At 62.2% G+C, this 23,357-nt stretch carries 27 protein-coding genes, 1 tRNA gene and 1 pseudogene; 10 read left to right on the top strand and 19 right to left on the bottom strand.

Annotated elements, in window-relative coordinates:
- Positions 1 to 18: 18 nt before the first annotated feature.
- From HPO_RS20520 to HPO_RS10275, 5 genes and pseudogenes are all read right to left on the bottom strand, one after another.
- The gene (locus HPO_RS20520; protein ID WP_157532766.1) at positions 19 to 249 is read right to left on the bottom strand and encodes a hypothetical protein; all 231 of its coding nucleotides are present in this window, start codon (positions 247 to 249) and stop codon (positions 19 to 21) included.
- 196 nt (positions 250 to 445) lie between these two features.
- Complete coding sequence (locus tag HPO_RS10290) at positions 446 to 763, bottom strand: YkgJ family cysteine cluster protein (RefSeq protein WP_035597991.1); 318 nt, start codon at positions 761 to 763, stop codon at positions 446 to 448.
- A gap of 148 nt (positions 764 to 911) precedes the next feature.
- A complete protein-coding gene (locus HPO_RS10285) occupies positions 912 to 1,283 on the bottom strand; it encodes a DUF4168 domain-containing protein (protein ID WP_035597990.1) in 372 nt (123 codons plus the stop codon).
- Between the two features lie 166 nt (positions 1,284 to 1,449).
- A pseudogene (locus HPO_RS10280) lies at positions 1,450 to 2,275 on the bottom strand (TIGR00282 family metallophosphoesterase).
- Positions 2,276 to 2,371: 96 nt separating this feature from the next.
- A complete protein-coding gene (locus HPO_RS10275) occupies positions 2,372 to 4,117 on the bottom strand; it encodes a hypothetical protein (RefSeq protein WP_035597987.1) in 1,746 nt (581 codons plus the stop codon).
- Positions 4,118 to 4,186: 69 nt separating this feature from the next.
- On the opposite strand from HPO_RS10275, the gene HPO_RS10270 reads away from it, so the two are divergent.
- On the top strand, positions 4,187 to 4,906 hold the full coding sequence (locus tag HPO_RS10270) for a M48 family metallopeptidase (RefSeq protein WP_035597985.1): 720 nt from the start codon (positions 4,187 to 4,189) through the stop codon (positions 4,904 to 4,906).
- Between the two features lie 121 nt (positions 4,907 to 5,027).
- On the opposite strand, the gene HPO_RS10265 is transcribed toward HPO_RS10270, so the two are convergent.
- Positions 5,028 to 5,558, bottom strand: a complete 531-nt coding sequence (locus HPO_RS10265) for a hypothetical protein (RefSeq protein WP_035597983.1) — start codon at positions 5,556 to 5,558, stop codon at positions 5,028 to 5,030.
- Between the two features lie 71 nt (positions 5,559 to 5,629).
- Positions 5,630 to 6,508: a motility-associated protein gene (locus HPO_RS10260; protein ID WP_035597980.1), complete on the bottom strand. Its 879-nt coding sequence runs from the start codon at positions 6,506 to 6,508 to the stop codon at positions 5,630 to 5,632.
- A gap of 136 nt (positions 6,509 to 6,644) precedes the next feature.
- Between HPO_RS10260 and HPO_RS10255 the strand changes: the two genes are divergently transcribed.
- Complete coding sequence (locus HPO_RS10255; RefSeq protein ID WP_035597977.1) at positions 6,645 to 7,916, top strand: MFS transporter; 1,272 nt, start codon at positions 6,645 to 6,647, stop codon at positions 7,914 to 7,916.
- Positions 7,917 to 7,937: 21 nt separating this feature from the next.
- Here the strand turns inward: HPO_RS10255 and HPO_RS10250 are convergent, their stop codons facing one another.
- On the bottom strand, positions 7,938 to 9,272 hold the full coding sequence (locus tag HPO_RS10250; protein ID WP_241767897.1) for a lytic murein transglycosylase: 1,335 nt from the start codon (positions 9,270 to 9,272) through the stop codon (positions 7,938 to 7,940).
- Between the two features lie 111 nt (positions 9,273 to 9,383).
- Here HPO_RS10250 and ykgO point away from each other — a divergent pair, with 111 nt between their 5' ends.
- The 7 genes from ykgO to HPO_RS10215 are packed head-to-tail and all read left to right on the top strand — an operon-like array spanning position 9,384 to position 13,472.
- On the top strand, positions 9,384 to 9,509 hold the full coding sequence (gene ykgO, locus HPO_RS10245) for a type B 50S ribosomal protein L36 (RefSeq protein ID WP_011648318.1): 126 nt from the start codon (positions 9,384 to 9,386) through the stop codon (positions 9,507 to 9,509).
- 31 nt (positions 9,510 to 9,540) lie between these two features.
- Positions 9,541 to 10,149 carry an HAD family hydrolase gene (locus tag HPO_RS10240; protein ID WP_035597975.1) on the top strand — a complete coding sequence of 203 codons (609 nt, stop codon included), beginning with the start codon at positions 9,541 to 9,543 and terminating at the stop codon, positions 10,147 to 10,149.
- Positions 10,150 to 10,164: 15 nt separating this feature from the next.
- The gene (locus HPO_RS10235; protein WP_241767896.1) at positions 10,165 to 10,761 is read left to right on the top strand and encodes a tetratricopeptide repeat protein; all 597 of its coding nucleotides are present in this window, start codon (positions 10,165 to 10,167) and stop codon (positions 10,759 to 10,761) included.
- Between the two features lie 5 nt (positions 10,762 to 10,766).
- Positions 10,767 to 11,717, top strand: a complete 951-nt coding sequence (locus tag HPO_RS10230; protein ID WP_035597974.1) for an alpha/beta fold hydrolase — start codon at positions 10,767 to 10,769, stop codon at positions 11,715 to 11,717.
- Between the two features lie 36 nt (positions 11,718 to 11,753).
- Positions 11,754 to 12,017, top strand: a complete 264-nt coding sequence (locus tag HPO_RS10225; protein ID WP_199285915.1) for a DUF2312 domain-containing protein — start codon at positions 11,754 to 11,756, stop codon at positions 12,015 to 12,017.
- A 49-nt stretch (positions 12,018 to 12,066) separates the two neighbouring features.
- Entirely contained in the window at positions 12,067 to 12,564 is a 498-nt protein-coding gene (locus tag HPO_RS20825) for a hypothetical protein (protein ID WP_199285914.1), read from the top strand.
- 26 nt (positions 12,565 to 12,590) lie between these two features.
- Positions 12,591 to 13,472, top strand: coding sequence for an SDR family oxidoreductase (locus HPO_RS10215; RefSeq protein ID WP_035597972.1), 882 nt, complete (start codon positions 12,591 to 12,593; stop codon positions 13,470 to 13,472).
- A gap of 17 nt (positions 13,473 to 13,489) precedes the next feature.
- Here HPO_RS10215 and rpoN read toward each other — a convergent pair whose 3' ends face one another.
- The 11 genes from rpoN to HPO_RS10160 all read right to left on the bottom strand — a co-directional run bounded on the left by rpoN (position 13,490) and on the right by HPO_RS10160 (position 21,899).
- Entirely contained in the window at positions 13,490 to 14,986 is a 1,497-nt protein-coding gene (gene rpoN, locus HPO_RS10210; protein ID WP_035597970.1) for an RNA polymerase factor sigma-54, read from the bottom strand.
- A gap of 18 nt (positions 14,987 to 15,004) precedes the next feature.
- Positions 15,005 to 15,739, bottom strand: coding sequence for an LPS export ABC transporter ATP-binding protein (lptB, locus tag HPO_RS10205; protein WP_051612506.1), 735 nt, complete (start codon positions 15,737 to 15,739; stop codon positions 15,005 to 15,007).
- Positions 15,740 to 15,832: 93 nt separating this feature from the next.
- Positions 15,833 to 16,363 carry an LptA/OstA family protein gene (locus HPO_RS10200; RefSeq protein WP_035597964.1) on the bottom strand — a complete coding sequence of 177 codons (531 nt, stop codon included), beginning with the start codon at positions 16,361 to 16,363 and terminating at the stop codon, positions 15,833 to 15,835.
- A complete protein-coding gene (gene lptC, locus HPO_RS10195; protein ID WP_051612505.1) occupies positions 16,350 to 17,027 on the bottom strand; it encodes an LPS export ABC transporter periplasmic protein LptC in 678 nt (225 codons plus the stop codon). The genes HPO_RS10200 and lptC overlap by 14 nt, the downstream gene beginning before the upstream one ends.
- 101 nt (positions 17,028 to 17,128) lie before the next feature.
- Positions 17,129 to 17,743, bottom strand: coding sequence for a ribonuclease D (locus HPO_RS10190; protein WP_035597960.1), 615 nt, complete (start codon positions 17,741 to 17,743; stop codon positions 17,129 to 17,131).
- A gap of 49 nt (positions 17,744 to 17,792) precedes the next feature.
- Positions 17,793 to 18,257 (bottom strand): YaiI/YqxD family protein, encoded by a 465-nt coding sequence (locus HPO_RS10185; RefSeq protein WP_035597957.1) that lies wholly within the window; start codon positions 18,255 to 18,257, stop codon positions 17,793 to 17,795.
- Positions 18,254 to 19,288, bottom strand: coding sequence for an SO2930 family diheme c-type cytochrome (locus HPO_RS10180; protein WP_035597951.1), 1,035 nt, complete (start codon positions 19,286 to 19,288; stop codon positions 18,254 to 18,256). The genes HPO_RS10185 and HPO_RS10180 overlap by 4 nt, the downstream gene beginning before the upstream one ends.
- A 13-nt stretch (positions 19,289 to 19,301) precedes the next feature.
- Entirely contained in the window at positions 19,302 to 20,549 is a 1,248-nt protein-coding gene (locus HPO_RS10175; RefSeq protein WP_035597949.1) for a parallel beta-helix domain-containing protein, read from the bottom strand.
- A gap of 121 nt (positions 20,550 to 20,670) precedes the next feature.
- Positions 20,671 to 20,910 carry a DUF1150 family protein gene (locus HPO_RS10170; RefSeq protein WP_035597946.1) on the bottom strand — a complete coding sequence of 80 codons (240 nt, stop codon included), beginning with the start codon at positions 20,908 to 20,910 and terminating at the stop codon, positions 20,671 to 20,673.
- Positions 20,911 to 21,247: 337 nt separating this feature from the next.
- Positions 21,248 to 21,323 (bottom strand) — tRNA-Ala (locus HPO_RS10165).
- Between the two features lie 54 nt (positions 21,324 to 21,377).
- Positions 21,378 to 21,899: a TIGR02300 family protein gene (locus tag HPO_RS10160; protein WP_035597938.1), complete on the bottom strand. Its 522-nt coding sequence runs from the start codon at positions 21,897 to 21,899 to the stop codon at positions 21,378 to 21,380.
- 129 nt (positions 21,900 to 22,028) lie between these two features.
- On the opposite strand from HPO_RS10160, the gene aroA reads away from it, so the two are divergent.
- Positions 22,029 to 23,348, top strand: a complete 1,320-nt coding sequence (gene aroA, locus HPO_RS10155) for a 3-phosphoshikimate 1-carboxyvinyltransferase (RefSeq protein ID WP_035597935.1) — start codon at positions 22,029 to 22,031, stop codon at positions 23,346 to 23,348.
- Positions 23,349 to 23,357: the final 9 nt, after the last annotated feature.

Below are 23,357 nucleotides of genomic sequence, written 5' to 3'. Positions count from 1 at the left end.
GATTAATTTCTGGGAGGATTACCCGTCCACCTCGTAGCGAGGGTCGGCATTTTCATGCCAATATACGTCATTTCCAACTGCTTGGCTCGATGGAGCACTCTCGCGCTTAAGCGGAAGACGAAATACCACTGCAAGTGGACAAAGCGACCCAGCGGGCTCATCCACCCTTAATACCTCATTCCCCCGCGCAATTTCATCTTCATAAATGGGTAATAGATCGGGACTCAATTTTTTACGAATGTCGTTCATCTTCATTTTCCTAGCGGAATAGTCTGCAAGGGTTGCAAACTAGTTCCATAATTTCTGATGAAAAACTGATTTGCTCGACCTAAGCCAAGATGGGGATTGGCCAAAGCAAGCGTAGGGTGGGTTGAGCAGCGCGATACCCACCGTCCGCCCCCGCCCCACACGCCGCCCGGTGGGTTACGCCTTCGGCTATCCCACCCTACGACGCTTCCCGCGCCAAAGCCCCCATCACCCCATTCGCCCGTCTTGCCTTGACGCATTCAAAGCTCCCGGCACGGAAGGCGCGGCAGGCTTCGGGGCGGTCTTCGTAGACTTGGCAGGCGGCCTTGCCGTTTGACAGGTCTAGGTGAATGCAGTGGCCGCATTCGAAGCGGACGAAGGTGCGCCCCTCTTCGGTGAAGAGGCTTTCCGGCGGCAGGGAGCGGGCGGCGTCCCAGGGGAGGAGTTCGAGATAGCGGGGGTTCCGGCTGAAACAGCAGGCGCCGCAGGACACACAGTCAAACGACACATCGGGCATGGGATTGCGAAAGACGGCTCCACCGCCCGGCCCGCGCCTCTCGCAGCTCCCGGCAGCGCGGCGCGATTTACGCCAACTCATTTTTCCATGCAAGAGGGGCCGTCCCTGCCGGAACGGCCCCTTTAAGAAGGTGGCTTTTCAGCCTGCCTCAGCTGCCGAATTCGGCGCGCAGCTTGGCAAGGGTCGCCTCATCGGTTTCGGCCAGCTGGATAATCTCCGTATACCGCTTGGGCGTGATGCCTTCGGTCTGGATGGCGGCGGTGATCTGCTGCTCGGCCTTGGCCTGAACGGCAGCGGCCTCATCCTCGCTCGTGGCAGCCTGCAGCTCCAGCGTCATCTTGTTGGCAACCTCAGTCACCTTCTTGTTGGCGGCCACGAACTGGGTGGCTTCAGCGTCTGTCATCGGCGCGATGGCCACGGGCGCTGCCTCAGTGCCCTGCGCAAGAGCCGTGCCCCCGCCCATGGCGGCCAGCGCCAGCATTGCCGAAACAGTGCGTGCCCGGAATTTCTGTAGAGCCATGATACGTTCTCCTCTCAGGTCTCTCCAAATGTCTGGCATCAGCCAAACAAAAGCGGGCCAGCGGCTCAACCCCTGGAGCGCCTTTCTGAGGGGATTGTAATATAATGCTTTGTCATGACATTCCGGACACGAACCCGTATCCTGAAGCGCCCACAACAGAAAACGCCTAGACCGCCGGCACCTGCGGGCTGAGCCGGCCACCCATCCGGATCGGCTCCACGCGCAGGGCGAGGCCCGTGCGGTCGTCCGTTTCTACATAGGTTCCGCACAACGTCCCCTCGCCGAGGGCGGGCTGATACCCGCTCTCCGGGCAATTGCGTGGTGAACCGGTAAAGCGACATTTCCTTCTGCATACCGATCACCGAATCATAATCCCCGCACATGCCGGCGTCCGTGTGATAGGCCGTGCCGCCATTCAGGATCATCGTATCGGCGGTGGGCACATGCGTATGGCTGCCGACCACAAGGCTGGCGCGGCCATCGCAATGATGACCCATGGCCATCTTCTCGCTGGTCGCCTCGCAATGCATGTCCACGATCACGGCGTCCGCCACCGCGCCCAGCGGCATCTGGTCGAGCGCCGCATCGGCCGCCACGAACGGACAGGCCAGCGACTGGCGCATGAAGACATTGCCCTGAAGCTGCACCACGCCCACCCGGCGCCCGTCGGGCAGCATGTAAAGCTCTGCCCCCTTCCCCGGCGCGCCAGCGCCCACGGGGTAGTTCAGTGGGCGGAGCAGGCGCGGCTCGCGCTCGATATAGGTGAGGGCTTCGCGCTGATCCCAGGCATGGTCGCCCAGCGTCAGGCAGTCAGCGCCCGCGCCGAAGAACTCCTCCGCAATCTGACGGGTGAGCCCAAAGCCACCGGCGGCATTCTCGCCATTCACCACGACAAAATCGAGCCGCAGCCGCGCGCGCAGGCCTGGCAGGTGCTCCAGCACCGCCGCCCGTCCGGGCTTGCCGACTACATCTCCAAAAAACGCCAGTCTCATATGCTCAAGCCTATGACTCCATTATCTCTCATTGAAAAGGGCGCGGCAGCCTTCCGGCCCCGCGCCCTTCCCTGTCTTGCCTCAGCCGGCAATCGCTTACTTGTTGCCAGCGGAGAAGCCGAGCTTCGTCTTGTCCAGCTTCTTGGCCGGGTCAGACGGGTTGCTTGCCGCGTCCACGAAGGTCTGCGCCGTCACCGGCGTCTGCGGCGTCATGCTGATCGTCAGGGTCTTGGGATCCTGAACGAAGCTGGAGATCGCCGTTGCCAGCTCGGTTACGACGGCCACATCAATGCCGGTGCTGCCCGCCATCATCGGCGCCATGGCCATCACGCCGGAAATCTGCGCGCGCAGGTTTGCCGGGTCCTCACCAGACTGAGCGGCATAAGCGTTCAGAGCGCGGTTGAAGAAGCCATTGTCGGCGAACGAGACTTCAAACTGATGGAAGGCCAGCTTGCTCATCATCGCCTCCATCATCGCGTCCGGATTGGCCTCAAGCTGAGCGGCCGACGACGCAGCGGCAATTGCCTTGGAGCCTTCATACTTGGCCGAAACGTCCAGCTTGAAGCCATCGTTAAGCTGCCAGTAGTTCTTGCCCTTCGGCAGGGTCACGACGTCTGCATCCGGATCATAAAGCTGCTCGCCGGCGGCGCTCAGCGTCAGTGTCTCATAGCCCAGTGTCGCCAGCGCGCCGGCAAACTGCTCCCCATCGGGATTGTCACGGGCAGCCACTGTCAGCGTGAACGGATCGGTGGTGATCTTGGTCGCCCGGCCCTGGCCATCGCGGCCAACATAGGAATTGAACGAGGCCATATCGATGCTGGCGCCGATGACGTCCGCCTTCAGGCCCTTCATCAGGGCTGCGTCAAAACCCGGATTGCCCGGATCGGCCTGCATCGCCTCGGTCATGGCGGTGGGATCGGCCGAGCTGTTGGCAGCCGCGGCGATCAGGCCGTAGTCGAGACCGGCAAGGCCAAAGCCGTCCAGCGTGATGTTCACGTCTCCGGAGGTTTCTTCGCTGAACTGGAAGTTCAGCTTCGACAGGCCGAGCTTGCCGGCCTTCTCTTCCTTCAGCCCGTCGATATAGAACGAGGCCAGCTCAAAGCCGCCCGAGCCGCTTGCATCCACGATGTCGAGATCGACATCCTTGATGGCCCAGCGATCAAAAGACAGCGCCGCGCCTTCGGGAAGATCGGCGGGCTCGCCCTGCCCGAACAGGCTGGCCACCCAGGCGGCGGTTTCCGGCGACGGGTTGATCAGTTCGATGGTGCCGACCGTGCCCCGGCTTTGATCTTCAGAGCCTTCAACCGGGGTCACGGAAATGTCGGACAAGCGCATCAGCGAGAAGTTCGCCGCGCCATTGATCATGCCGAGGCCGTCAAATTCCAGCTTGGCAGCCTTAACCACCGGCGGCGGGCCGGCCGGCTCGGTCGCGTTCATGCTGGCGCTGTACTCTTCCAGCGTCATTTCCGAGCCATCATCGGCAATGCCGTCGCCATCATAATCCATATAGGAGAAGAGCTCAGCGATCTCTTCTTCGGTGTAGAGCGGCTCGCTTGGGCCCGTGTCCCTGGGGATGGACAAGATCACATTCGTGAAGACCGCCTTGTCACCGTTGATATCCCGGCTGTCGAAAGACAGGATACCAGATCCGGACTCAGCCAAAGAGAAGGCTGCCAAGGCCTGAGAAGCGGTAGCTGCATCCCCTTTCCGAAGCGAGATGTCCGAAAGTTTTGACACATCAAATTCAACTGCCGCGAGAGCGGCCTCACCACTCGGCTTGTCTTTCTGCCCACATGCCGTAAGCAAAGTTATAGCGATCACGCCGGTGAGCAGATACTTCATAAGATGTCCCTCTGGTTTCGGTTTGGGGGGTGCGGTGTGGCCGCTGTGTTTAGTGCGGATTCTTTACACATGCTCTACAACAATGGCCAGACCATGACATTGAAGGCACCCGGCGGACAGCGGGTGAAAGTACGCCTTGAGGTCAATGCCAAGGCCAGGCGGCTGATTATCCGGCTCGACGAGCGCCGCCGGGAAGCCGTTGCGATTGCGCCAAGTCCACGGCAGATGGAAGCCGCCGCCGCATTCGCGGCCGAGCGGGTGGACTGGATTTCCTCAAGGCTTCAGCACCTTCCGGAAATCGTCCGATTCGAAGAGGGCGCAATTTTCAACTACAGGGGGTATCCCTGTCAGATTTCAGGTGAGGGCGGAGGCCGGCTGGCCAAGCTTTCGGCAGGCGAGCCAAAAATCCTTTCTGTTCCAGGGGATGCCGAAACCATTCATCTGCGGGTGGAGCGGTTCCTGAAGAAGCAGGCGCGTGCCGAGCTGACACGTGCTGTTAAACGCCACACCGAGACCCTTGGCGTTGAATATAAAGGAATTTCCGTTAAGGACACGCGCTCCCGCTGGGGATCGTGCACCTCTGATGGGCAGCTTTCCTTCTCATGGCGACTTATCATGGCCCCGCCGGAAGTCCTTGATTACGTGGCCGCCCACGAATGCGCCCACCTGAAAGAGATGAACCATTCGAACAAATTCTGGTCTCTGGTGGCAAAATGCTGCCCTGACTGGAAGCGCCACAGATCCTGGCTGCGCGTTCACGGGGCAGAACTTCAGGCCGCTGGTGAATAATCCGTGTCAAGACGGATTTTCCGCACAAACCGGAAATAAATTTTCTCCCCAAGAGGGAGAATACCGATTCCAGACCGAAGCCCGCCGGAGCACCCTGAGTATTTGAGTGCGGTTTTGAAGCTTAGGTCTCGAGTTGGGATTTGGACTCAGGGAGAGAGAACTCGAACCCGATTGCGCGCGCGCCATAGGCCCCTTCGCGATAGCGTTCGATGTTCTCTTTGAACCACTCCTGGATATGCTCAAAGATATGCGCATTGAAGGGCCGGGCATCTTCCTCCGTGATCGGGAGGTGGAACTCGTATTCGGCGCCCTCCTCGATATGCACGATGAAGCTCTCGCCCGCCTTCCGGCAGTGCAGCGCCAGCCGCAACCAGTCCTGCGACTTGGTAACCCGTACGGCCAGGCCAAATGAGACCGGCCCCAGCGGACGAAAACCGCGCGGCGGAATGGAGAAGGCCTGGTCGCCATAGGAGCGCGGCTCAAAGGGACCGGCCGGGGGCACCAGATGCACGCACACACCATCGCTGGCGCCCAGATAGTCACAGAGGCCCGAACGGACCTCTTCCGCGAGGCGCCGGATACGGTTGTAGTTTTCCTCCGCCAGGGCCTGGTAGACCTCAACAGTGGCAACAAGTTCATCGAAGCGGGACATAGGCGACAGCCTTATTCTGCAGATTGGAGTGGTTTGCAGGCGAGCCTAGCGTCTATGCCTTCCGGCGCCAATCAGGCAGCTGGTCTTCGCGCACCTGCGAGCGGGGTCACCTGCGCCCCGCCCATTCCGGCGGCATCCGGCTGCAACGCCAGAGGCAGGGTCGTGCGCGCCATCTCAATGGCGAGCGACGGCGCCGCGCCCTCCCCAAAGCTGCGGATGAGCACCCGGATGGTTTCGAGGAATACGGCCTCTTCCTCGACAATCTGGCCATAGCGCGCTGCAATCGGCCCCACGAGGCCGTAAGCCAGGAACACGCCGAGGAAGGTGCCCAGCAGCGCAGCCCCGATCATCGCGCCCAGAATGGCGGGCTCCTGATCAATCGCGCCCATGGTGCGGATGATGCCCAGCACTGCCGCCACAATGCCCAGCGCCGGCAGGGCGTCGGCCAGGGTCTGCAGCGCGCCGACTGCCTTGGCCCGCTGCGCCATATGCCCGTCAATGGCTTCCATCATCCGCTGATCCGCCCGCTGAGGATCAGAAAGATCCAGCGCCATCAGGCGGAACGCGTCACAGATCAGCGTGCGTGCAGGCGCATCTTCCAGAATGCGGGGCGCGGCTTGGAAAAGCGCTGATTCCTCCGGCATCTCGATGTCAGCTTCGATGGCAACAAAGCCCCGGCGCTTGACGGCTCGCATCAGGCCGCCGGTCAACGTGAAGAGGTCGGCATAGTCCGCCTTCTTCCAGCGCGCGCCCTTGAAGGCGCGCACAAAACCGGCAAACGCCTCCCGCGCAACGGCAGGCGAATTTGCCAGCATCACCGTGCCGATGGCCGCCCCGCCGATCAGCGCCAGCTCAAACGGCAGCGCGTGCATCGCCGCCGGTCCGCCGGTCAAGGCAAGACCACCGCCCACCAGCAGGAGCACAATGACAAGACCGGCAAGTTGGAGCACCGCGCGTCATTTCCCTTTCAAGACTCAGAAGCTGAGCCTACCCTTCATGCCCGGCGCGTCTTAAAGCCACGTTCACAAGGGGCGTATTCGGGCGCACCGCACTCGGCAAAATCCGTGGGGAGCGGAAAACATACTCATGCCAGGCACAAATGACCGGCTGCCCGATCAGTCCCGCCCGGATCGCCGGGGCGCTTTCATCCTTCTCTTCTTCGCGCTCATGGCCATCGGGGCCGGCAATACCATGCTGCTTGCCGCAGTGCTGCCCCAGCTGACGCGGGAAATGGAGATGCCGGACTGGATGGCCGGCGCCGTATTTTCACTCTCGGCCCTGCTGTGGTCGCTCACCTCTCCCTTCTGGGGGAAACGCTCCAACATCTGGGGCCGCCGCAAGGTCGCCGCCATTGGCCTGGCTGGCTATGCCGCCTCAATGTTCTTCATCTGGCTGACAGGACGGCTCGCCCTGTCCGGCATCATGACGAACATCATTCTTGTCTTCATTTGCCTCGCGCTGGCCCGCTCACTGTTCGGCCTGATCGGCTCGGCGGCCAACCCGGCCGCGCAGGCCTATGTAGCCGACCGCACCAGCAAGGCAGAGCGCCAGAGCGAGATTGCCTTCCTTTCCTCCGGCTTCAGCGTGGGCAGCGTCATTGGTCCGGCGTTTGCCGCCGCGCTGGTGGCCTGGGTCGGTATCCTCTCCCCTGCCCTGGTGACCGCGCTGCTGGCGGGCACGATGGCTGCGCTCGTCTGGTGGCGCCTGCCGGAAACCCGCGCGCCAGTCGCCGACGCCGTCAAACTGGAAGCGGAAATCAGCGCCAAGGGCCTCTGGCACTCTGACCGGGTACTGCCCTTCCTCGTCTATGCGGTCGCCATGTCACTGGTCACCGGCGTACTGACCCAGGTGTTCGTTTTCGCCGTGATGGACAAGCTCGGTGTCGCGGGACGGGAGGCTGCACAATATACCGGCCCGGCCTTCACCGTAGGCGCAGTAGCCGTGCTGCTCGCCCAGCTCGTGATCATTCCGCGCCTGCATCTGCGCAACAAGACCCTGATGTGGGTGGGCTGCGTGCCGCTCCTGATGGGCACACTGATGATTGTCTTCGCCAATGATTTTGCGAGCCTCATCCTGTCACAATTCCTGATCGGCCTTGGCCAAGGCCTTGCCCGGCCTGGCTTCTCCAGCGGTGCCTCGCTCGCCGTCTCGCCCCAGCTTCAGGGAAATGTCGCCGGGCTCGTCATCTCCGCCAACGGTATGGGCTACATCGTGACGCCCTTCTTCGGGCTGTTCTTCTACGAATATGTCAGCCGCGAACTGCCATTCTATCTCTGCGCCGGCATGCTGATTGCGATGTTCTTCTATGCCCGGTTCGGCATGAAGGACGGGCTGGGCGAGATCCGGGAGGACGACTGACGCCTCCCCAGGAACCCGCGCCTAATTGATGGCAGGCGTGCCTGAGCGGACAGCCGCCAGCATTTCCTTGGTGGGATAGCCATCTGCCAGGAAGCCGCGTGCCTTCTGGAAGTTCTGCAGCGCCGTCTTGGTCCGCCGGCCCGCAATCCCGTCAGCGGTGCCCGCGTCATAGCCCAGGGCATTGAGTCCGTCCTGGAGGTCTCGGACTTCAGCCACCGTCAGCGGTGCCAGATGTTTCGGCCAGGCGGCCACCGGGCCACCCTTTCCGATGATCATGTCGCCGGAAAGCCCCACAGCCAGCGCGTAGGAATCGGCACGGTTATAGGTCTTGAACACGTTGAAGTTCTTGAACAGCAGGAATTTCGGCCCGCTGGCCCCGGCCGGCAGCCAGAGTTCGGCAAAATCGGCCCCGCCGGTCTCGAAAGCGCCGCCCCGGATCGGGGAAAGCCCTGCGGCTACCCAGGTCGCCATCCGGCGCTCACTGCCATCCGCCAGGCTGAAATCAAACCCTTCGGGTGTCAGCACCTCAATGCCCCAAGGCTGGCCCTTCATGTATCCGGACCGGGCGAGATAATTGGCGGCCGAAGCAAGGGCATCTGCCTCACTTTTCCAGACGTCCTTGCGGCCATCGCCGTCAAAATCGACGGCGTGGGCCACATAGGTGGAAGGCATGAACTGGGTCTGCCCCATCGCCCCCGCCCAGCCTGCAATCAGGTCTCCCCTGCGGGCATCACCATCCTTCAGGATTTTCATCAGGGCATAGAGTTCGGATTCGGCCAGATTCCGCCGCCGGCCTTCCACGGCCATATTGGCCAGCGCATTGGCTGCATCATCCCGGCCGATAAAACCGCCGAAATTCGTCTCCATCCCCCAGATCGCCAGCAGCGCCGAGCGGTCGACCCCATAGGCCGCCTCAATGGCATCCAGGGTCGTGCGGGTAGAGGAAAGTTTCTGCTGGCCCTGAGTGATCCGTGTATTGCCCAGCGGCGTGGCCAGATAATCCCAGATCGGCTTGGCAAACTCGGCTTGATCGCTGGGCGCGGTCTGAGTTTGCACCGTGTCAGCGCTGCCCAGCCACATTGTGATCGGGCTGATATTTTCCAGCATCGACTTCACGATCGCCCGGTCATGGCCTGCGGCCATCGCGCGGGCGGAGAAATCGTCACGCCAGGCATCCATGGCTGCATGGCCGGAGGATTTATAGACAATCGGCCCGGTTTCTGGCGCCGGAGAGGGCGTTCCCGTCACCGGGGGCTTTGGCGAAGGCGCCTGAGGCCCGGCTGCGCACGAGGCTAGCGCCCCGCAGACAATGGCAATTCCCATCCATTTTGAACGGGCCAGTCCTGTGATAATCATGGCCTTTGCCCCTTTGGCGGCCTTCTCGCCGCAGTTACCGTCCTTGACTCGGCTATCCGGATTCATTACGCGCTCCGCTTTCCCAATTCCTAAACGTTCCAGGCCAGACCCATGAAAGTCCGCTCGTCTCTCAAATCGCTCAAGTCACGTCACCGCGACTGCAAGATCGTGCGCCGTAAGGGCCGGGTCTATGTGATCAACAAAACCGACCCGCGTTTCAAAGCGAAACAAGGCTGACCCTTAGATGAACAGGGAATGAGGCGGCACCATGACAGCCCGCATCGCCCTGTTTGATTTAGGTGGCGTCCTCCTCGATTGGTCGCCTGCGCGGCTTTATTCCCAGATCTTCAGCAACGCGGCTGAAGCGGACCGGTTCCTTGCCGAAGTATGCACCATGGCGTGGCATACCGAGCATGATCGCGGCGTCAGCTTTGCTGACAATGCCGCTCCGCTGATCGCGCAATATCCCCAGTACGAATCCCAGATCCTTGCCTGGCACAGCCGCTGGGGCGAGATGTTCGGGGGCTATGTTTCCGGCACCGACCGTCTGGTGGAAATGCTGTTCGGCCGCGAAGTGCCCCTTTACGGTCTTTCCAACATGCCCGCGGAAATCTGGCCCCAGATGCTGGATATGTTTCCGGCCCTGCACCGTTTCCGCGACATCGTGGTTTCCGGCCAGATCGGGCTGATCAAGCCAGACCCGGCCGTCTTCCATTATGCCCGCACCCGCATGGGCGATCCCGATCCCGGTGAGGTGCTGTTCATTGATGATCTGCCCCGGAATATCGCGATGGCAGACGCGCTCGGCTACCAGACCCACCTGTTCACAGGCGCTGCCCGGCTGGAAAGCGAACTGATCCGCCAGGGACTTCTCTGACCCTGAAAGGCGTCTTTGACAGTTGATCTGAAGGCGGGCGTTGCCGCCGGCCGCCGGCGCGTCATATTGGAAACCATGATCAAGCAGCTTCTCCCTGCCCTTCTGCTGTTTTCGCTGGCGCCGCTGGCGCAGGCCTTTCCGTCCGACGAGATGTTCGAAAAACTGAAAGCGGCTGAGGATGAGGCGATCGCGGCCGATGTTGCTGATGATATCTGGGCCAGCTGGCTGGAATCCGGGTCGCCCAGCGCTGACCTCGTGATGCGCCGGGCGGCCGAAGCGCTGGCTTATGGCGAAACGGAGCTTGCCCGCGACCTGCTGGACCGGGTGATCCTCATGCGGCCGGACTTTGCCGAAGCCTGGCACCGGCGCGCGGGCATCTTCCTGTCGGAGGAGAACTATTCCGAAGCACTGCGCGACCTGAACCAGACGCTGGAGGCAGAGCCCCGTCATTTCGGCGCCTGGCTCGGTATGGGCTTTGTCCTCGAACAGCTAGGCGGGGAAGCCGAAGCGCTCGACAGCTACCGGGAAGCGCTGAAAATCTATCCGTTGATGCCTCAGGCCAAGGCGGCGGAGGCGCGCCTGACGCTGAAGGCCGAAGGCCTGGAGCTTTGAAACGCATGATCACCGTGTCTCTGGTGGCCCTGTCGGGCCTCAGCCTTGGCGCCTGTGTCTCCAGCATGGCCTATACCTCAAAGGTAGAGGCGGCTTACCCGCCGGACGGCCAGCAGGTCGCTGTCAATGGCCATAGCGTCCATGTCATGACCCGTGGGCCGGAAGCTGCGCCGGTCGTGCTGATGATCCATGGCGCCAGCGCAAATGCCCGCGAATTCACCTGGACGCTGGCCCCGCGCCTGGAAATGGATTTGCGCGTGCTGATGGTAGACAGGCCGGGGCATGGCTATTCTGAACGCTTTGGCGGCGCAGACACGCTGGCCGCACAGGCCGCTCAGATGGCCGGCGCGCTGGAGCTGCTGGCCCCTGGCCGCAAGGCGACCGTGGTAGGCCATTCCTTTGGCGGCGCCGTGGCCCTAAGACTGGCGCTTGACCGGCCAGACCTTGTCTCCAGCCTGGTCCTGCTGGCGCCCGTCACCCATGATTGGGGCGACGCAGAGGGCGGCACCGCCTGGTACAATTCCTTTGCCGCCAACCCGGTATTCGGGCCGTTCTTTTCCCAACTTGCCCCGATTGCCGGGCCAGCGCAGATGAAAAACGGCATTTCCGGCGTCTTCGCCCCGGCACCCACCCCGCCTGACTATTTCGAAAACTCCGGCATCGGACTTTTCCTGCGCCCGCCAAACTTCCGCGCCAATGCCCAGGATATGACCCAGCTGAAGCAGGAACTGGCCGAGCAATCCCGGCGCTATGGCGAGCTTGCCGTGCCCATCACCGTATTTTCCGGCAGCAAGGATACGGTCGTTTCACCAAAACTTCATACCGCCCGGCTCAAGAAGCAGGTTCCCATCGAACTGGTGATCCTGCCAGACGAGGGACATATGCCTCATCATGGCGAGGGCAGCGCTGTAGCGGGCGCCATCCGGCGGCTGGCCTTTGGCCGCCAGACCCGCTAAAGCCTTCCTCTCGCCTCAGCCCGGAAAGGACACCCCATGGACGACAGCTTTGAGCTGACCAAAATCGACGAAACCACCCGGGAAAAGCTCCGCCAGACCGTTGCCAAGATCGAGCGGCTGGAAGAGGAGAAGAAGGAGGTCGCCGAGCAGATCAAGGAAGTCTATGCCGAAGCCAAGGCGATCGGCTTTGACACCAAGGCCCTTCGTCAGGTGATCCGCCTCCGGAAGATCGAACGTGCCGAGCGCGAGGAACAGGAAATGATCCTCGAAACCTATCTCATTGCCCTTGGCGAGGCCTGAGACCAGGGGGATAATTGCGGCAACGGGCAAATTCGTCTGATGTGATCGCATGACCAGAGAAGTCGATGAGCGCAAGAAGCGCGCGGCGCTGAGGAAGCTGCGAAAAGCCGCGATGCTGGCCGAAAAAGGCCTTGGGCCTCCCTTGTCGGACTGGGAACGCGAATTTCTCGAGGAGGTTGAAGACCGGATCGAGAAATTCGGCTCTGCCTTTGCCGATCCCATGAAAGGCGCGGAAGGTGAGGCCCTTTCCAGCCTGCAGCAGGCAAAACTGCGCGAGATTGACAAGAAAGCCCGCGGCAAACCCAGTCGCGGCCTGCAGACGCGAAAGCCGATGGGCATGAAGCGCAAGCCGGTCCCGCGCGCACGCGACCATGATGTTGAGGCTGATGAGCCTGAAATAGCGCCCGAGCCGCCCGCCAAGCCAAAACCCACCCTGGTGCCCGCCTCCAGCCTGTCCCCACCCGAGCCCGGTAAGATCACCCGCCTGCGTCAGACAAAGCCCCGCCTGACAGTGATTGAAGGCGGCGCAAAAAAAACTGAAAACTGACGAGCGTTTCAGACGTATAGTCAGGTATGACCGATCTGACCGCTCCCGCCCTCCCCCGCAGCCTGCTTGTCACCGGCGCCTCCACCGGCATTGGAGAGGCCTGCGCCCGCCACATGGCCGCCAGAGGCTGGACTGTATTTGCCGGAGTTCGCAGCCTGAAGGACGCCGACGCCCTGAAAGACGGCGCCATGGGTGATCTTCGGCCGCTGATTCTGGATGTTACCAAGCCCGAACAAGTGGAGGCCGCCGTCACCACGATTGGCACTGCGCTCGGCAATAAGCGTCTCTCGGGCCTCCTCAACAATGCCGGCATTGCCAAGATGGGACCGCTGGCGATCCAGCCGCTGGACGATTTCGAGGCCCATTTCAGCGTCAACGTGTTCGGCTTGCTGCGCGTGACGCAGGCCATGGTGCCCCTGCTTGGCGGTGACCCGGCCCGCCAAGGCCCGCCTGGGCGCATCGTCACGATCACCTCGGTCGGCGGCAAGATCGCCGCCCCCTTCCTCGGCGCTTACACCGCCACCAAACATGCAAATGAGGCGATGACCGACACACTCCGCCGCGAACTCGCGATCTATGGCATCGATGCCATCGCCGTCGGCCCCGGCTCGGTGCGCACGCCTATCTGGAACAAGGCCGAAAAGGACAATGAAGACGGCCTCTATTCCGGAAGCGATTGGGAAAAGCCTTTGGAAATTTTCGAAGAAACCATGCTGAAAGGCGGCAAGACGGGCCTCCCGCCTCAGAAGATCGCTGAAGTCGTCGAAGACGCGCTCAGCAGTCGCAAACCCAAGGCCCGCTATGCCCCGGTGCCCGACAAGCTCACCAACTTCACCATCGCCAGCCGCCTGCCCAAACGCTGGCTTGACGCGATTTTCATCAAGCGCTTCGAGTTGAAGAAGAAATAACGCGAGTAGTTCAGAAATCAGCCCGCCCGGCCCATGCGGCGGCGCTGGACGCTCGAGGGAATGTTGAGGCTTTCGCGATATTTCGCCACCGTGCGGCGGGCAATCTCGATGCCGAATCCGGTGAGGATTTCAACGATCTGGTCGTCCGAAAGCACATCTTCGGGCGCTTCTTCATCGATCAGCTGCTTGATCCGGTGACGGACGGCCTCGGCCGAATGGGCCTCCCCGCCGCCGGTCGCAGGGATGGAGGCAGAGAAGAAGTATTTGAATTCGAAAAGGCCCCGCGGGGTGGCCATGTATTTGTTCGTGGTGACCCGGCTGACGGTGGATTCGTGCATCTCGATGGCATCAGCCACCTGCTTGAGGTTCAGCGGCCGCAGATGCGCCACACCATGGGCGAAGAACCCGTCCTGCTGACGGACGATCTCGCTCGCCACCTTCAGGATGGTGCGGGCGCGCTGGTCCAGGGACTTCACCAGCCAGCTGGCCGAGGCGGCACATTCAGAGATGAATTCCTTCTCCTTCTCGCGCATCGGCAGGGCGGTGACCTCGGCATAATAGGCCTTGTCCATCAGCACGCGGGGCAGATTGTCAGAATTGAGCTCAACGGCAAACATGCCGTTGGGCAGTTCACGGACGTAAACATCTGGCGCCACGGCGACGGTGGTGTCGCTGGAAAAACCCGCGCCCGGCTTGGGCGAAAGCTGGCGCAGTTCCAGCAGCATGTCCTGGATGTCGGCCTTGTCGACCCCGCACACATCCATCAACGCCTTCATGTCATGACGGGCCACAAGGTGGAGATTGTCCAGCATCGCCTGCATGGCAGGGTCCAGCCGGCCGCGATCCCTCAGCTGCAACGCCAGGCATTCGGGCACAGAGCGCGCCATCACGCCGGTCGGGTCAAAGCCCTGGCAAACGGTCAGCACTGCCTCGACATTGGCAATGTCGGCGCCCAGCGCCTTGGCAACATCTTCCAGCGGCGCGCGCAGATAGCCGGTCTCGTCCATCTCATCGATCAGCCGGGCAGCGATCAGCCGGTCAGCGGCCGAAAGGCCCGCAAAGCTGAGCTGGGAATGGAGATGCTCGTGCAGCGTCACATCGCCGGAAACGTTGGCCGCATAGTCGAAATCTTCAGAGGCCGGACCATTGGAGGCGCCCGACCAATCGGTGGTGGCAGAAGGCCCGCGCGCATCGGCGGCCAGGGCGGCATCAGAGCCGGTGCCCGGCTCGAACACATCTTCGCCCGGCGCGTCCAACTGGTCGCGGGCTTCGCCAAGGCCAGAGCGCTCGTCAAGGGTCAGCTGTTCGCGGCTCTTGGGGTCGCTCGCTTCGGCGGCGGCGGAGCCGCCCTCATCCTCGACCTTCACGAGCAGCGGATTGCGCTCAAGCTCGGCCTCGATGAATTCGGAAAGCTCCTGGTTCGACAGCTGAAGAAGTTTGATCGCCTGCTGAAGCTGCGGCGTCATCACCAGGGATTGGCCCTGGCGCATGTCTAGTGATTGTTTCATGGCCATAGGCCGCGCCCCCTGAGATCAAGCGGCGAACTGCTCACCCAGATAGACCCTGCGCACATCCTCATTCTTCAGCACATCCTCTGGCGTGCCGGTGAACAGAACTTCACCATCATACATGACATAAGCCCGGTCGACGATCTGGAGCGTTTCACGCACCTGGTGATCCGTGATCAGAACACCCAGGCCGCGCTGCTTCAGATAGCGGACAAGTTCGGAAATGTCGGAGATGGCGAGCGGGTCGATGCCGGTGAACGGTTCGTCCAGTAGCATGAAGCTCGGACGAGACGCGAGCGCGCGGGCGATCTCCACGCGCCGCCGTTCACCGCCCGACAGGGAGGTGGCAGGCTGGTTGCGCAGATGTTCGACATGCAACTCGCTGAGCAGGCCATCGACCTGTGCCATCCGCGCAGCCCGGTCTTTCTCGACCAGTTCCGCCACGGCGAGCACATTTTCTTCTACAGTCATCCCCCGGAAGATTGACGCTTCCTGCGGAAGATACCCCACGCCCAGACGGGCGCGCTGATACATCGGAAGGCGGGTAACGTCCTCGCCATCGATGGAAATGGAACCGGAATCGGCTCCGATCAGCCCCATGATCATGTAGAAGCAGGTGGTCTTGCCGGCCCCGTTGGGTCCAAGCAGGCCGACGACTTCTCCCCGCGCAAGGGAGAGCGAAACATCGCGCACAACCTGACGCTTGCCAAAGGCTTTGGCGAGGTTGCTGACGACAAGGCCTTCGGCCGGTTCGCTCATGATCTGGTCATTCCCTTTACGTGGAGCGGTATCGCCGCCCTCTGCTACCCTAGACCGTCATGCTTAAGATCGGCTTCAGGATTCCGTCAAAATTCACCGGTTCGCCTGTGATTGGGTCTCCGGATCGATCACCATGCGGGTGCGCCCGCCGCCGCCTTCCAGCGTGGTGCGGCGATTGCCGATCTCCATCTTCAGACGCTGACCCTCCGCCACGTCCCGGTCCCGCATCAGGGCTACATTGCCGGTCATCGTGATGGTATCGGTGGCCAGCTCATAAATTCCGCGGTCACCCTTCGCCTTCAACTCGGGGGTGACGTAATAGACGTTCCCTTCGGCCACGATCGACTGCACCTGGCCAAAGCCGGCGGCCACGCCCTGAGTGCTGGCGCCCGGCGCCGGCTCACCGGTAAAGAGGATGGTGACGGTATCAGCCCGCAGGCGCGCAGTGCCCTGGCGGATGTCGACATTGCCCACCAGCAGGACCTTGCGCTCCCGCTCCAAGCTCTCGGTCCGCTCCGAATTGATATAGATCGGCCCGCCCTCAGAAGAGATCTGCGCATGGGCCGGCACGCCCATCAAAAGGCCAAGCACAAGGCCGATACCGGCTGCCTTAAGGAGTGCCATCTTGTTCACCTTCACGCGTTTCTGCCGATGGTTCGGACTTGCTGGGATAAATCACTGTCTGGACATTGCCCATGAAGACGATGCGGTCACCGCCATCAAGGATTTCATACGAGTCTGCCCGAATATCTCCAAGAGGGCCCCTGCCCTGCAAGGGCGAAAGGCCTTCCACACGGTCTTCGGCCACATGCAGCCGGGCGCCCTGCGAATTGAAAATATAACCGGCCGCATCCGATATCCGCACATCCTCATACAGTTCCAGGATGCCGGTATCGCGGTCATAAAAGCCTGACGGCGCCTGCACTTCTGTCCCCTTGGAGTCGCGTAGCACCGGGCCGACCAGGTCAACCGCCCCCTCTCGGGAGCGGCGGCGCTTGGCTGCTTCAGCGGTGATCGTGAAGATCTCGCCGGCCGCGTCGCGCCCGGTAAAGCGAGGATTGATCATGGTCACCGCCTGGGTGTCGTCCACCGGCGGGGGGCGGCTTTCCTGATTGATGGCGCTGCGCACGATATAGCCGAGGAACAGGCCAATGGAGATGGCAGCAGCCGCCACCAGCCCATAGCGCAGATACTTCACCCGCGAAGACCGGCGCCGCGCCTGCGCCAGCGTCAGCTGCCGCCGGGGCGCCCAGAGCGAGATCGGATCATTGTGACGGGTTGCGTCCATGGAGGCGGGCAAAATCCGGCTAAACTGCAGTCAACCGGGAGTCTTACCCGTGATGTTCGTGCTGTGAAAGCACGAGAAGGCAGGTATTGGCGGGACTTTGCTCAGCTGTGAGCAAAAATATCCTCGTCCGGCCATCCCGCCAGGTCGAGGTCGGCCCGCACCGGCAGGAAGGCAAAGCACGCCTCAGCCAGCTGCTTGCGGCCCTCGCGCTCCAGCATGGCCTCGAGCCCTGCCTTGATCTGGTGCAGATAGAGCACATCGCTGGCAGCATACTGGATCTGGGCGTCGGTCAGCTTGCTCTGACCCCAGTCAGAGCTCTGCTGGGCCTTGGACATGTCGACCCCCGCCACCTCGCGGGCAACATCCTTCAGGCCATGCTTGTCGGTATAGGTCCGGGCAAGGCGTGAGGCGATCTTGGTACACCAGATCGGCGCGCAGGTAATGCCCATCCAGCGCTTCATCATCACCACGTCAAACCGGGCGAAGTGGAAGATCTTCAGCACCTTGGGATCGGTCAGCAGCGCCTTGAGGTTCGGGCAGTCGTAATCACGGCTCAGCTGTACGATGTGCGCCTTGCCGTCGCCGGCCGAAATCTGCACGAGGGTGAGATTGTCCCGCAGGGGGTTCAGGCCCATCGCCTCGGTATCGACGGCAATCACGGGGCCAAGGTCGAGACCTTCGGGAAGGTCGCCCTTATGGAGGGTGATCTGGTTCATATAGCGGCCCTTATCACGGCGCGCGTTAAGCGCAAGTCAAAGGCGACGCTTACCCCTGCGCGCGCTTCGCCGCCACAATGGCTGCATCCAGCGCCGAAAGGAAGCGCGAACGGTCCGCCTTGCTGAAGGGCGGCGGCCCGCCTGCCCCGATCCCGGCAACGCCCACCCGGCGGTCTGCCATGATCGACCTTGTGGCCATGGCCGTGCCGATGGAGTCGTCCGTAAACGGCTTGCCGGAGGGGCTGATGACACGCGCCCCGGCCTTCAGGCTGCGGTCTGCCAGCGGAATGTCCGCCGTCACGACAATCGCGTCCGGCCCGGCCGCCTCGGCGATCCAGTCATCGGCGGCGTCAAAGCCGTCACTGACAATCTTGCGCGAGATCAGCTTGTGTTCGGGAATGCGCAGATAGGAATTGGCCACGACCACCACGGCCACCTGATGGCGCAAGGCCACGGTGTAGATCTCGTCCTTCACAGGGCAGGCATCGGCATCGACAAGGATACGAACGGTCATTCGGTCTCCATCGCCGCAATCCACTCCCGGATCAAGGCGAGGCTGTGAGGATCGGCCACACTGCGGCCAAGCTCCGGCATGGCTACGCCCGGCTCGGTTGAGGCCATCCGGTAAAGCAGGATCGAGGCGTCGGGGTCTCCCGGCACGATCACCTGTTTCAAGCCGCCCGAGCCGCGCCCGGCGGCAACGGGATGTTTCAGGATGCCGATCCGGGCCTGGCCGGTCTCTGTGGAGGCAAGCCAGAGCCCGGAATTGGACGCCGATCCGTCCGCCTTGTGACAATGAGCACAGTTCACGTCCAGCCACGCCCGCGCCCGCAGGTCCAGCGGGGCAGACGGATCAAAGGCGTAAGGCTCTCCCTCCACATCCTCCGGCACTCCGGAAAGGATGCCCGCCGCCTCCCAGCGCGTCAGCTGGTCCTTATGGGCAAGGTGACGCACCTTCGGCCCAATCGGGGCTATGTCCTTGCCCGCCTGATGGCAGGTCTTGCACTGGTTCTGATTGGGCACGGCATAGCGAAGCTCAAGCGTCTCGCCGTCCGGGCTGATGGTCTCGATGCCGAGCCGCTGACCGGCAGGGCTGTAGACTGCTTCGGTCTGCGCCGCGTTCCAGATATATGGATAGGCGGCCCAGCCGCCCGCCTTGTGAATGAGGAGGCGCGTCTCCACCCGCCATTGCCCCTCTTCCGGCGCGCGCATGTCGGGGGCGAACGCAAAGGTCTTTACCAGCACGGAGCCAACCGGAAAATCGAACACATCCGTTTCGCGATAGGCCGCCGCCTGACCGTCCGGCACGAACACGAAGCGGTGCTTGGCGGCGTGGTCTGTAAACAGCGGATTGATCAGGTCATAGGGCAGAACGCCGGGTGCAGGCGCGCCCGACGCCATATCGGCAAACAGTCCGTAATCGGAAAGGCTGGGGGCGGGATCTTCCGCGAGGATCACGCCAAGATCAGGCCCCGGCGCCCCCTTCCCTGCCGGCGAGCAGGCCGCCAGCAGGAAAAGCGGGGCAAGCAGAACCACCCATCTCATGACTGTACGTACCTCAGCGATCCGCGTGCGGCAGAACGATGGCGGCAGGCTCTGCGGCAGGCGTGGCCTGCGGACGCTCCGGCGAAGGCGCCATGGTGGCCGGATCGATCGGATACTTACCAAGTCCGAAGCTGATGAAGCCCACTTCCGGCCCTTCCAGCACGGCAAGGTTCACGTCCTGCGCCGCGCCTTCGCCCCAGCGGGCCACCCCGTCCCAGACAATCGCTGGCAGCGTGCCGCCCAACGCGGCAGCCAGGGGCGCAAGATCCCCCTGCGGATCATTGCCGCCGGCGCCGTAGAAATTGTCCCGCAGCACCAGATCGCGTGGCAGCGGATTATACCGCTCATCCGTGAACGGCAGCGAATAGGACATGATCAGCACATGGGCAGAGCGGTTGTCGTCGAACTTGTTGTCGAACACATGCACATTCTGGTTGGCCATTACGATGACACCGGTGCCCGAAGGCACGCTTGCCACAATATTGCCAGCAGGCGCAAAGTTGCGCGTATTGTTACTGCCGATCTCGTTGTCGAAGATGCGGGTGGAGTTGCCGCCCGTCACCGGAAGGTCGGGCAGGTCGAACACCAGGATGCCGCCGGTATTGTTGCGGGCGATGTTGCCATAGACATCGGCATTCATCGAATTTTCGATCTCGATGCCGGCCACATTATATTCGACCACGGAATTGCGGACGATGATATTGTCCGACTGGCCCACATAGATGCCGGCGTCGGAAGCCGCGCGGACAGTAACATTTTCCACCAGTACATTTTTCGACTCGACCGGGTATACGCCGTAGGCGCCGTTATTCTCGTCTGGCCCGCCCGTCCATTCCACGGTCAGGTAACGGTAGATGATCTGATCCGCGCCCTTGGACTTGATCCCGTCGCCCTTGGTGTTGCGGACAGCGAAATCCATCAGCGTCACATCATCGGAGGTCACCAGCAGGCCCTCGCCCGCGCCTTCCTGGCCGGTGAAATCGAGGATCGTCTTCTCCTGGCCTGCCCCGCGCAGCGTAACGCCGTCGATATCCAGAGACAGACCGTCGGCAAGCTGGAACGTGCCTTCCGGCAGCATGATTGTCTCGCCGGGTTTGGCCGCGATCAGCGCCGCCTGCAGCGTTGCGCCAAAATCGCCTTCGGCAGACAGCGGCGCTGGCAGTTCATTGATGGCGGCCGGCTTGTCGCTTGTCGCAGGTGAGCAGGCAGCCAGCGTCAGCAGAATGGCAGCGCCGCCGAGAGCGAGCAGTCGAATTGTCATGGGTTCCCTCCCCGGGATTGTTATGACGCAAGTGTCAACTTCAATCCGGGGAAAAGCAAGACCGGTGAATAGCAAAGCTGGGCGCCCGATAGAACTCGGCGCCCAGCCTGTTGTTGCCGGCTCAGTGGACGCTGAGCGGGTGGAGATCGTTGGCGTGGCAGGCGGCAAAGGCAGCGTCACGCCCTTCCACGATGGCAAGGCGCTGGCCGTCCGCGGAGAATACCATGAACAGGTCCTCCGGGTCGTCGATGTCGGCGAGCGCGTCGGGCGGCAGAAGGCCGCTGATCTCGCCCACATCCATATGGCGGATATAGACGAGAGCTTCTTTCTCAAACAGGTCAGTCTTGATTTCGGTCGTCATCAGTCCACTCCTTTCCGCGCCCCGGCGGGGTCGCTGGCAGAGGGCTCACTGGCCACCTTGCCATGCAGGAAAGGTGGGCCTGCATTGTGGCCGGTTCAAGCACCTTGATGCGGCATCATAGCGGCAACCCCTTAAGGACCGTTACCGGCCGCGCCGTTGCCCGAAATGTTCCCAGCCTGCCCGCCAAACGGTCAGGATTGTCCAGAAACTGTCCGGAATTGTCCAAGAATGTCCGCAGGTGTCCGCGTTTGCCGTGGGTTATGGCGGAAAAACAAAAGGCCGCCCTTGCGGGGCGGCCCTTGCGTTCACTTTTCCGTGTACCGGAAAAGTGGGGTCCTGGTGGAGCCAAGGGGAGTCGAACCCCTGACCTCTTGCATGCCATGCAAGCGCTCTCCCAACTGAGCTATGGCCCCGGACCGGGAAGCGGATGCACTAAACGAGCGCTGATCCGCTTTCAAGCCCCTTTTTCACCGATCGTCGTCTTCATCATCATCTGCGATTTCGAGGTCGTCATCTCCGTCCTCGTCATCGTCGATTTCGAAGTCTTCCTCATCATCGTCGGCGATGATGATGTCGTCTTCGTCGTCTTCATCGACGCCGTCCTCGGAGAAGCCCGAAGGCACTTTGCCTTCCTCGTCTTCATCCTCAGCGCCTTCCAGAACGATGTCATCGTCATCAGCGCCAAGTTCCTTGGCGTCTTCTTCATCTTCTTCGGCGTCGTCATCAACCTCAGCGGAGTCGTCCTCGTCGTCATCCCGGATGACGGCGTCTTCCTCTTCCTCGAGATCTTCTTCGTCCTCATCTGCCGCTTTCACAGCAGCGCGGGCCGCCTTCGCCTTCACCTTGGTGATGGTCGTGCGGATCACTTCGTCTTCAGGGTCGAACTCGTTGCCGCATTTGGGGCAAACGGCCGGGCGTTTGTTCAGATCGTAGAAACGAGACTCGCAGGACGGGCAGACCTGCTTGGTTCCGAGTTTGTCCTTGGACATGGGGCTTGCGCGCTCCTCTTGGGGCAAAAAGCCAATTGGAAGTTGGCGGCGCGCTTGCCATGAACGCCCCGCGCTGTCAAAGCCCCAATTTACATCTGCAACCCGCCTTTCTGACGAGACCTTTCCCCAATGGTATGGACCAGCCACCCGGTCAAACGCCTCGCCGGCGCCATTCGCGCGCCCGGAGACAAATCCTGCAGCCACCGCGCGCTGATCTTTGGAGGCCTTGCTGAGGGCGAAAGCCGCTTCACAGGGCTGCTGGAAGGCGATGACGTGCTGCGCACCGGCCAGGCCATGCAGGCGATGGGCGCCACCGTCACGCGCACCGGCCCAGGTGCCTGGGAAGTGACAGGTGTGGGCGCGAAAGGCCTCTCCTCACCCAAAAACGTTCTGGACTTCGGCAACTCCGGCACCGGCTCCCGCCTGCTAATGGGGGTGATGGCGGGGTATGATCTCACTGCTTCCCTGACGGGCGACGCGTCGCTCTGCTCACGCCCAATGAACCGGGTGCTTAATCCGCTGCGCCAAATGGGCCTGAAAGATACCGCCGGGCCGGATGGCAAACTGCCCTTCACACTGACGGGATCGAAATCCCTGAAAGCCATCCGCTATGCCCCGCCCCAGGCAAGCGCGCAGGTGAAATCCGCCGTGCTGCTGGCGGGTCTCAATGCCGAGGGAGAAACGGTGGTCGTCGAAGCCAAGGCAACGCGCGACCATACCGAACGAATGCTGCAGGGCTTTGGCGCGGCACTCTCGTTCAAAACAGAGCCGGGCGGCGCCCATGAGATTGGCCTCAAAGGCGGCCAGCGCCTCTACGGGCTCGAGGCCGCCATTCCGGGCGACCCCTCTTCGGCCGCCTTCCTCATCGCGGCGGGCATCCTCTCGCCTCAGGGCGATGTGACAGTTGAGAATGTGATGTCGAACCCCACCCGGTCCGGCTTCTATGACGCGGTTGACCTGATGGGCGCCGGCCTCGGCGCCGAGGAACGCGGCGAAGCGGCCGGGGAACGCCTGATCGACCTGCATGCGGGCTATGCCGGCCTCAAAGGCATCGCTGTGCCCGAACGCCTCGTTGCCTCAATGATCGACGAATTCCCAATCCTCGCCGTGCTCGCCGCCTTCGCCAATGGCGAAACCCGCGTCACCGGCGCTGAAGAACTGCGCGTCAAGGAAAGCGACCGGATCGGCGCGGTTGTGGCCATGCTGCGCGTCAATGGCGTGGAAGTGGAAGAGACCGAAGACGGCTTCACCGTGCAGGGCTGCGGCGGCCCGCCCCCCGGCGGCGGCCTCGTTGAGACCCGTCACGACCACCGCATCGCCATGAGCGCGCTGGTCATGGGCACAGCGTCACAGAACCCCGTCAGCGTCGACGACATCTCCATGATTGATACGAGCTATCCGGAATTCATGAGCCATATGGCAACGCTGGGCGCGGACATTCGGGGCTGACCCCTGCCG

This window comes from Hyphomonas polymorpha PS728, from assembly GCF_000685315.1.
Taxonomy (GTDB): domain Bacteria; phylum Pseudomonadota; class Alphaproteobacteria; order Caulobacterales; family Hyphomonadaceae; genus Hyphomonas; species Hyphomonas polymorpha.
Note: the sequence above shows the minus strand (reverse complement) of the source record. Positions and strands in the feature narration are given on the sequence as shown.

What these genes read in the sequence shown, in the direction of transcription:
- HPO_RS20520 (WP_157532766.1), bottom strand. Translation starts at nt 249, where the DNA reads ATGAACGACATTCGTAAAAAATTGAGTCCCGATCTATTACCCATTTAT.
- HPO_RS10290 (WP_035597991.1), bottom strand. Translation starts at nt 763, where the DNA reads ATGCCCGATGTGTCGTTTGACTGTGTGTCCTGCGGCGCCTGCTGTTTC.
- HPO_RS10285 (WP_035597990.1), bottom strand. Translation starts at nt 1,283, where the DNA reads ATGGCTCTACAGAAATTCCGGGCACGCACTGTTTCGGCAATGCTGGCG.
- HPO_RS10275 (WP_035597987.1), bottom strand. Translation starts at nt 4,117, where the DNA reads ATGAAGTATCTGCTCACCGGCGTGATCGCTATAACTTTGCTTACGGCA.
- HPO_RS10270 (WP_035597985.1), top strand. Translation starts at nt 4,187, where the DNA reads ATGCTCTACAACAATGGCCAGACCATGACATTGAAGGCACCCGGCGGA.
- HPO_RS10265 (WP_035597983.1), bottom strand. Translation starts at nt 5,558, where the DNA reads ATGTCCCGCTTCGATGAACTTGTTGCCACTGTTGAGGTCTACCAGGCC.
- HPO_RS10255 (WP_035597977.1), top strand. Translation starts at nt 6,645, where the DNA reads ATGCCAGGCACAAATGACCGGCTGCCCGATCAGTCCCGCCCGGATCGC.
- HPO_RS10250 (WP_241767897.1), bottom strand. Translation starts at nt 9,272, where the DNA reads ATGATTATCACAGGACTGGCCCGTTCAAAATGGATGGGAATTGCCATT.
- ykgO (WP_011648318.1), top strand. Translation starts at nt 9,384, where the DNA reads ATGAAAGTCCGCTCGTCTCTCAAATCGCTCAAGTCACGTCACCGCGAC.
- HPO_RS10240 (WP_035597975.1), top strand. Translation starts at nt 9,541, where the DNA reads ATGACAGCCCGCATCGCCCTGTTTGATTTAGGTGGCGTCCTCCTCGAT.
- HPO_RS10230 (WP_035597974.1), top strand. Translation starts at nt 10,767, where the DNA reads ATGATCACCGTGTCTCTGGTGGCCCTGTCGGGCCTCAGCCTTGGCGCC.
- HPO_RS10225 (WP_199285915.1), top strand. Translation starts at nt 11,754, where the DNA reads ATGGACGACAGCTTTGAGCTGACCAAAATCGACGAAACCACCCGGGAA.
- HPO_RS20825 (WP_199285914.1), top strand. Translation starts at nt 12,067, where the DNA reads ATGACCAGAGAAGTCGATGAGCGCAAGAAGCGCGCGGCGCTGAGGAAG.
- HPO_RS10215 (WP_035597972.1), top strand. Translation starts at nt 12,591, where the DNA reads ATGACCGATCTGACCGCTCCCGCCCTCCCCCGCAGCCTGCTTGTCACC.
- rpoN (WP_035597970.1), bottom strand. Translation starts at nt 14,986, where the DNA reads ATGGCCATGAAACAATCACTAGACATGCGCCAGGGCCAATCCCTGGTG.
- lptB (WP_051612506.1), bottom strand. Translation starts at nt 15,739, where the DNA reads ATGAGCGAACCGGCCGAAGGCCTTGTCGTCAGCAACCTCGCCAAAGCC.
- HPO_RS10200 (WP_035597964.1), bottom strand. Translation starts at nt 16,363, where the DNA reads ATGGCACTCCTTAAGGCAGCCGGTATCGGCCTTGTGCTTGGCCTTTTG.
- lptC (WP_051612505.1), bottom strand. Translation starts at nt 17,027, where the DNA reads ATGGACGCAACCCGTCACAATGATCCGATCTCGCTCTGGGCGCCCCGG.
- HPO_RS10190 (WP_035597960.1), bottom strand. Translation starts at nt 17,743, where the DNA reads ATGAACCAGATCACCCTCCATAAGGGCGACCTTCCCGAAGGTCTCGAC.
- HPO_RS10185 (WP_035597957.1), bottom strand. Translation starts at nt 18,257, where the DNA reads ATGACCGTTCGTATCCTTGTCGATGCCGATGCCTGCCCTGTGAAGGAC.
- HPO_RS10180 (WP_035597951.1), bottom strand. Translation starts at nt 19,288, where the DNA reads ATGAGATGGGTGGTTCTGCTTGCCCCGCTTTTCCTGCTGGCGGCCTGC.
- HPO_RS10175 (WP_035597949.1), bottom strand. Translation starts at nt 20,549, where the DNA reads ATGACAATTCGACTGCTCGCTCTCGGCGGCGCTGCCATTCTGCTGACG.
- HPO_RS10170 (WP_035597946.1), bottom strand. Translation starts at nt 20,910, where the DNA reads ATGACGACCGAAATCAAGACTGACCTGTTTGAGAAAGAAGCTCTCGTC.
- HPO_RS10160 (WP_035597938.1), bottom strand. Translation starts at nt 21,899, where the DNA reads ATGTCCAAGGACAAACTCGGAACCAAGCAGGTCTGCCCGTCCTGCGAG.
- aroA (WP_035597935.1), top strand. Translation starts at nt 22,029, where the DNA reads ATGGTATGGACCAGCCACCCGGTCAAACGCCTCGCCGGCGCCATTCGC.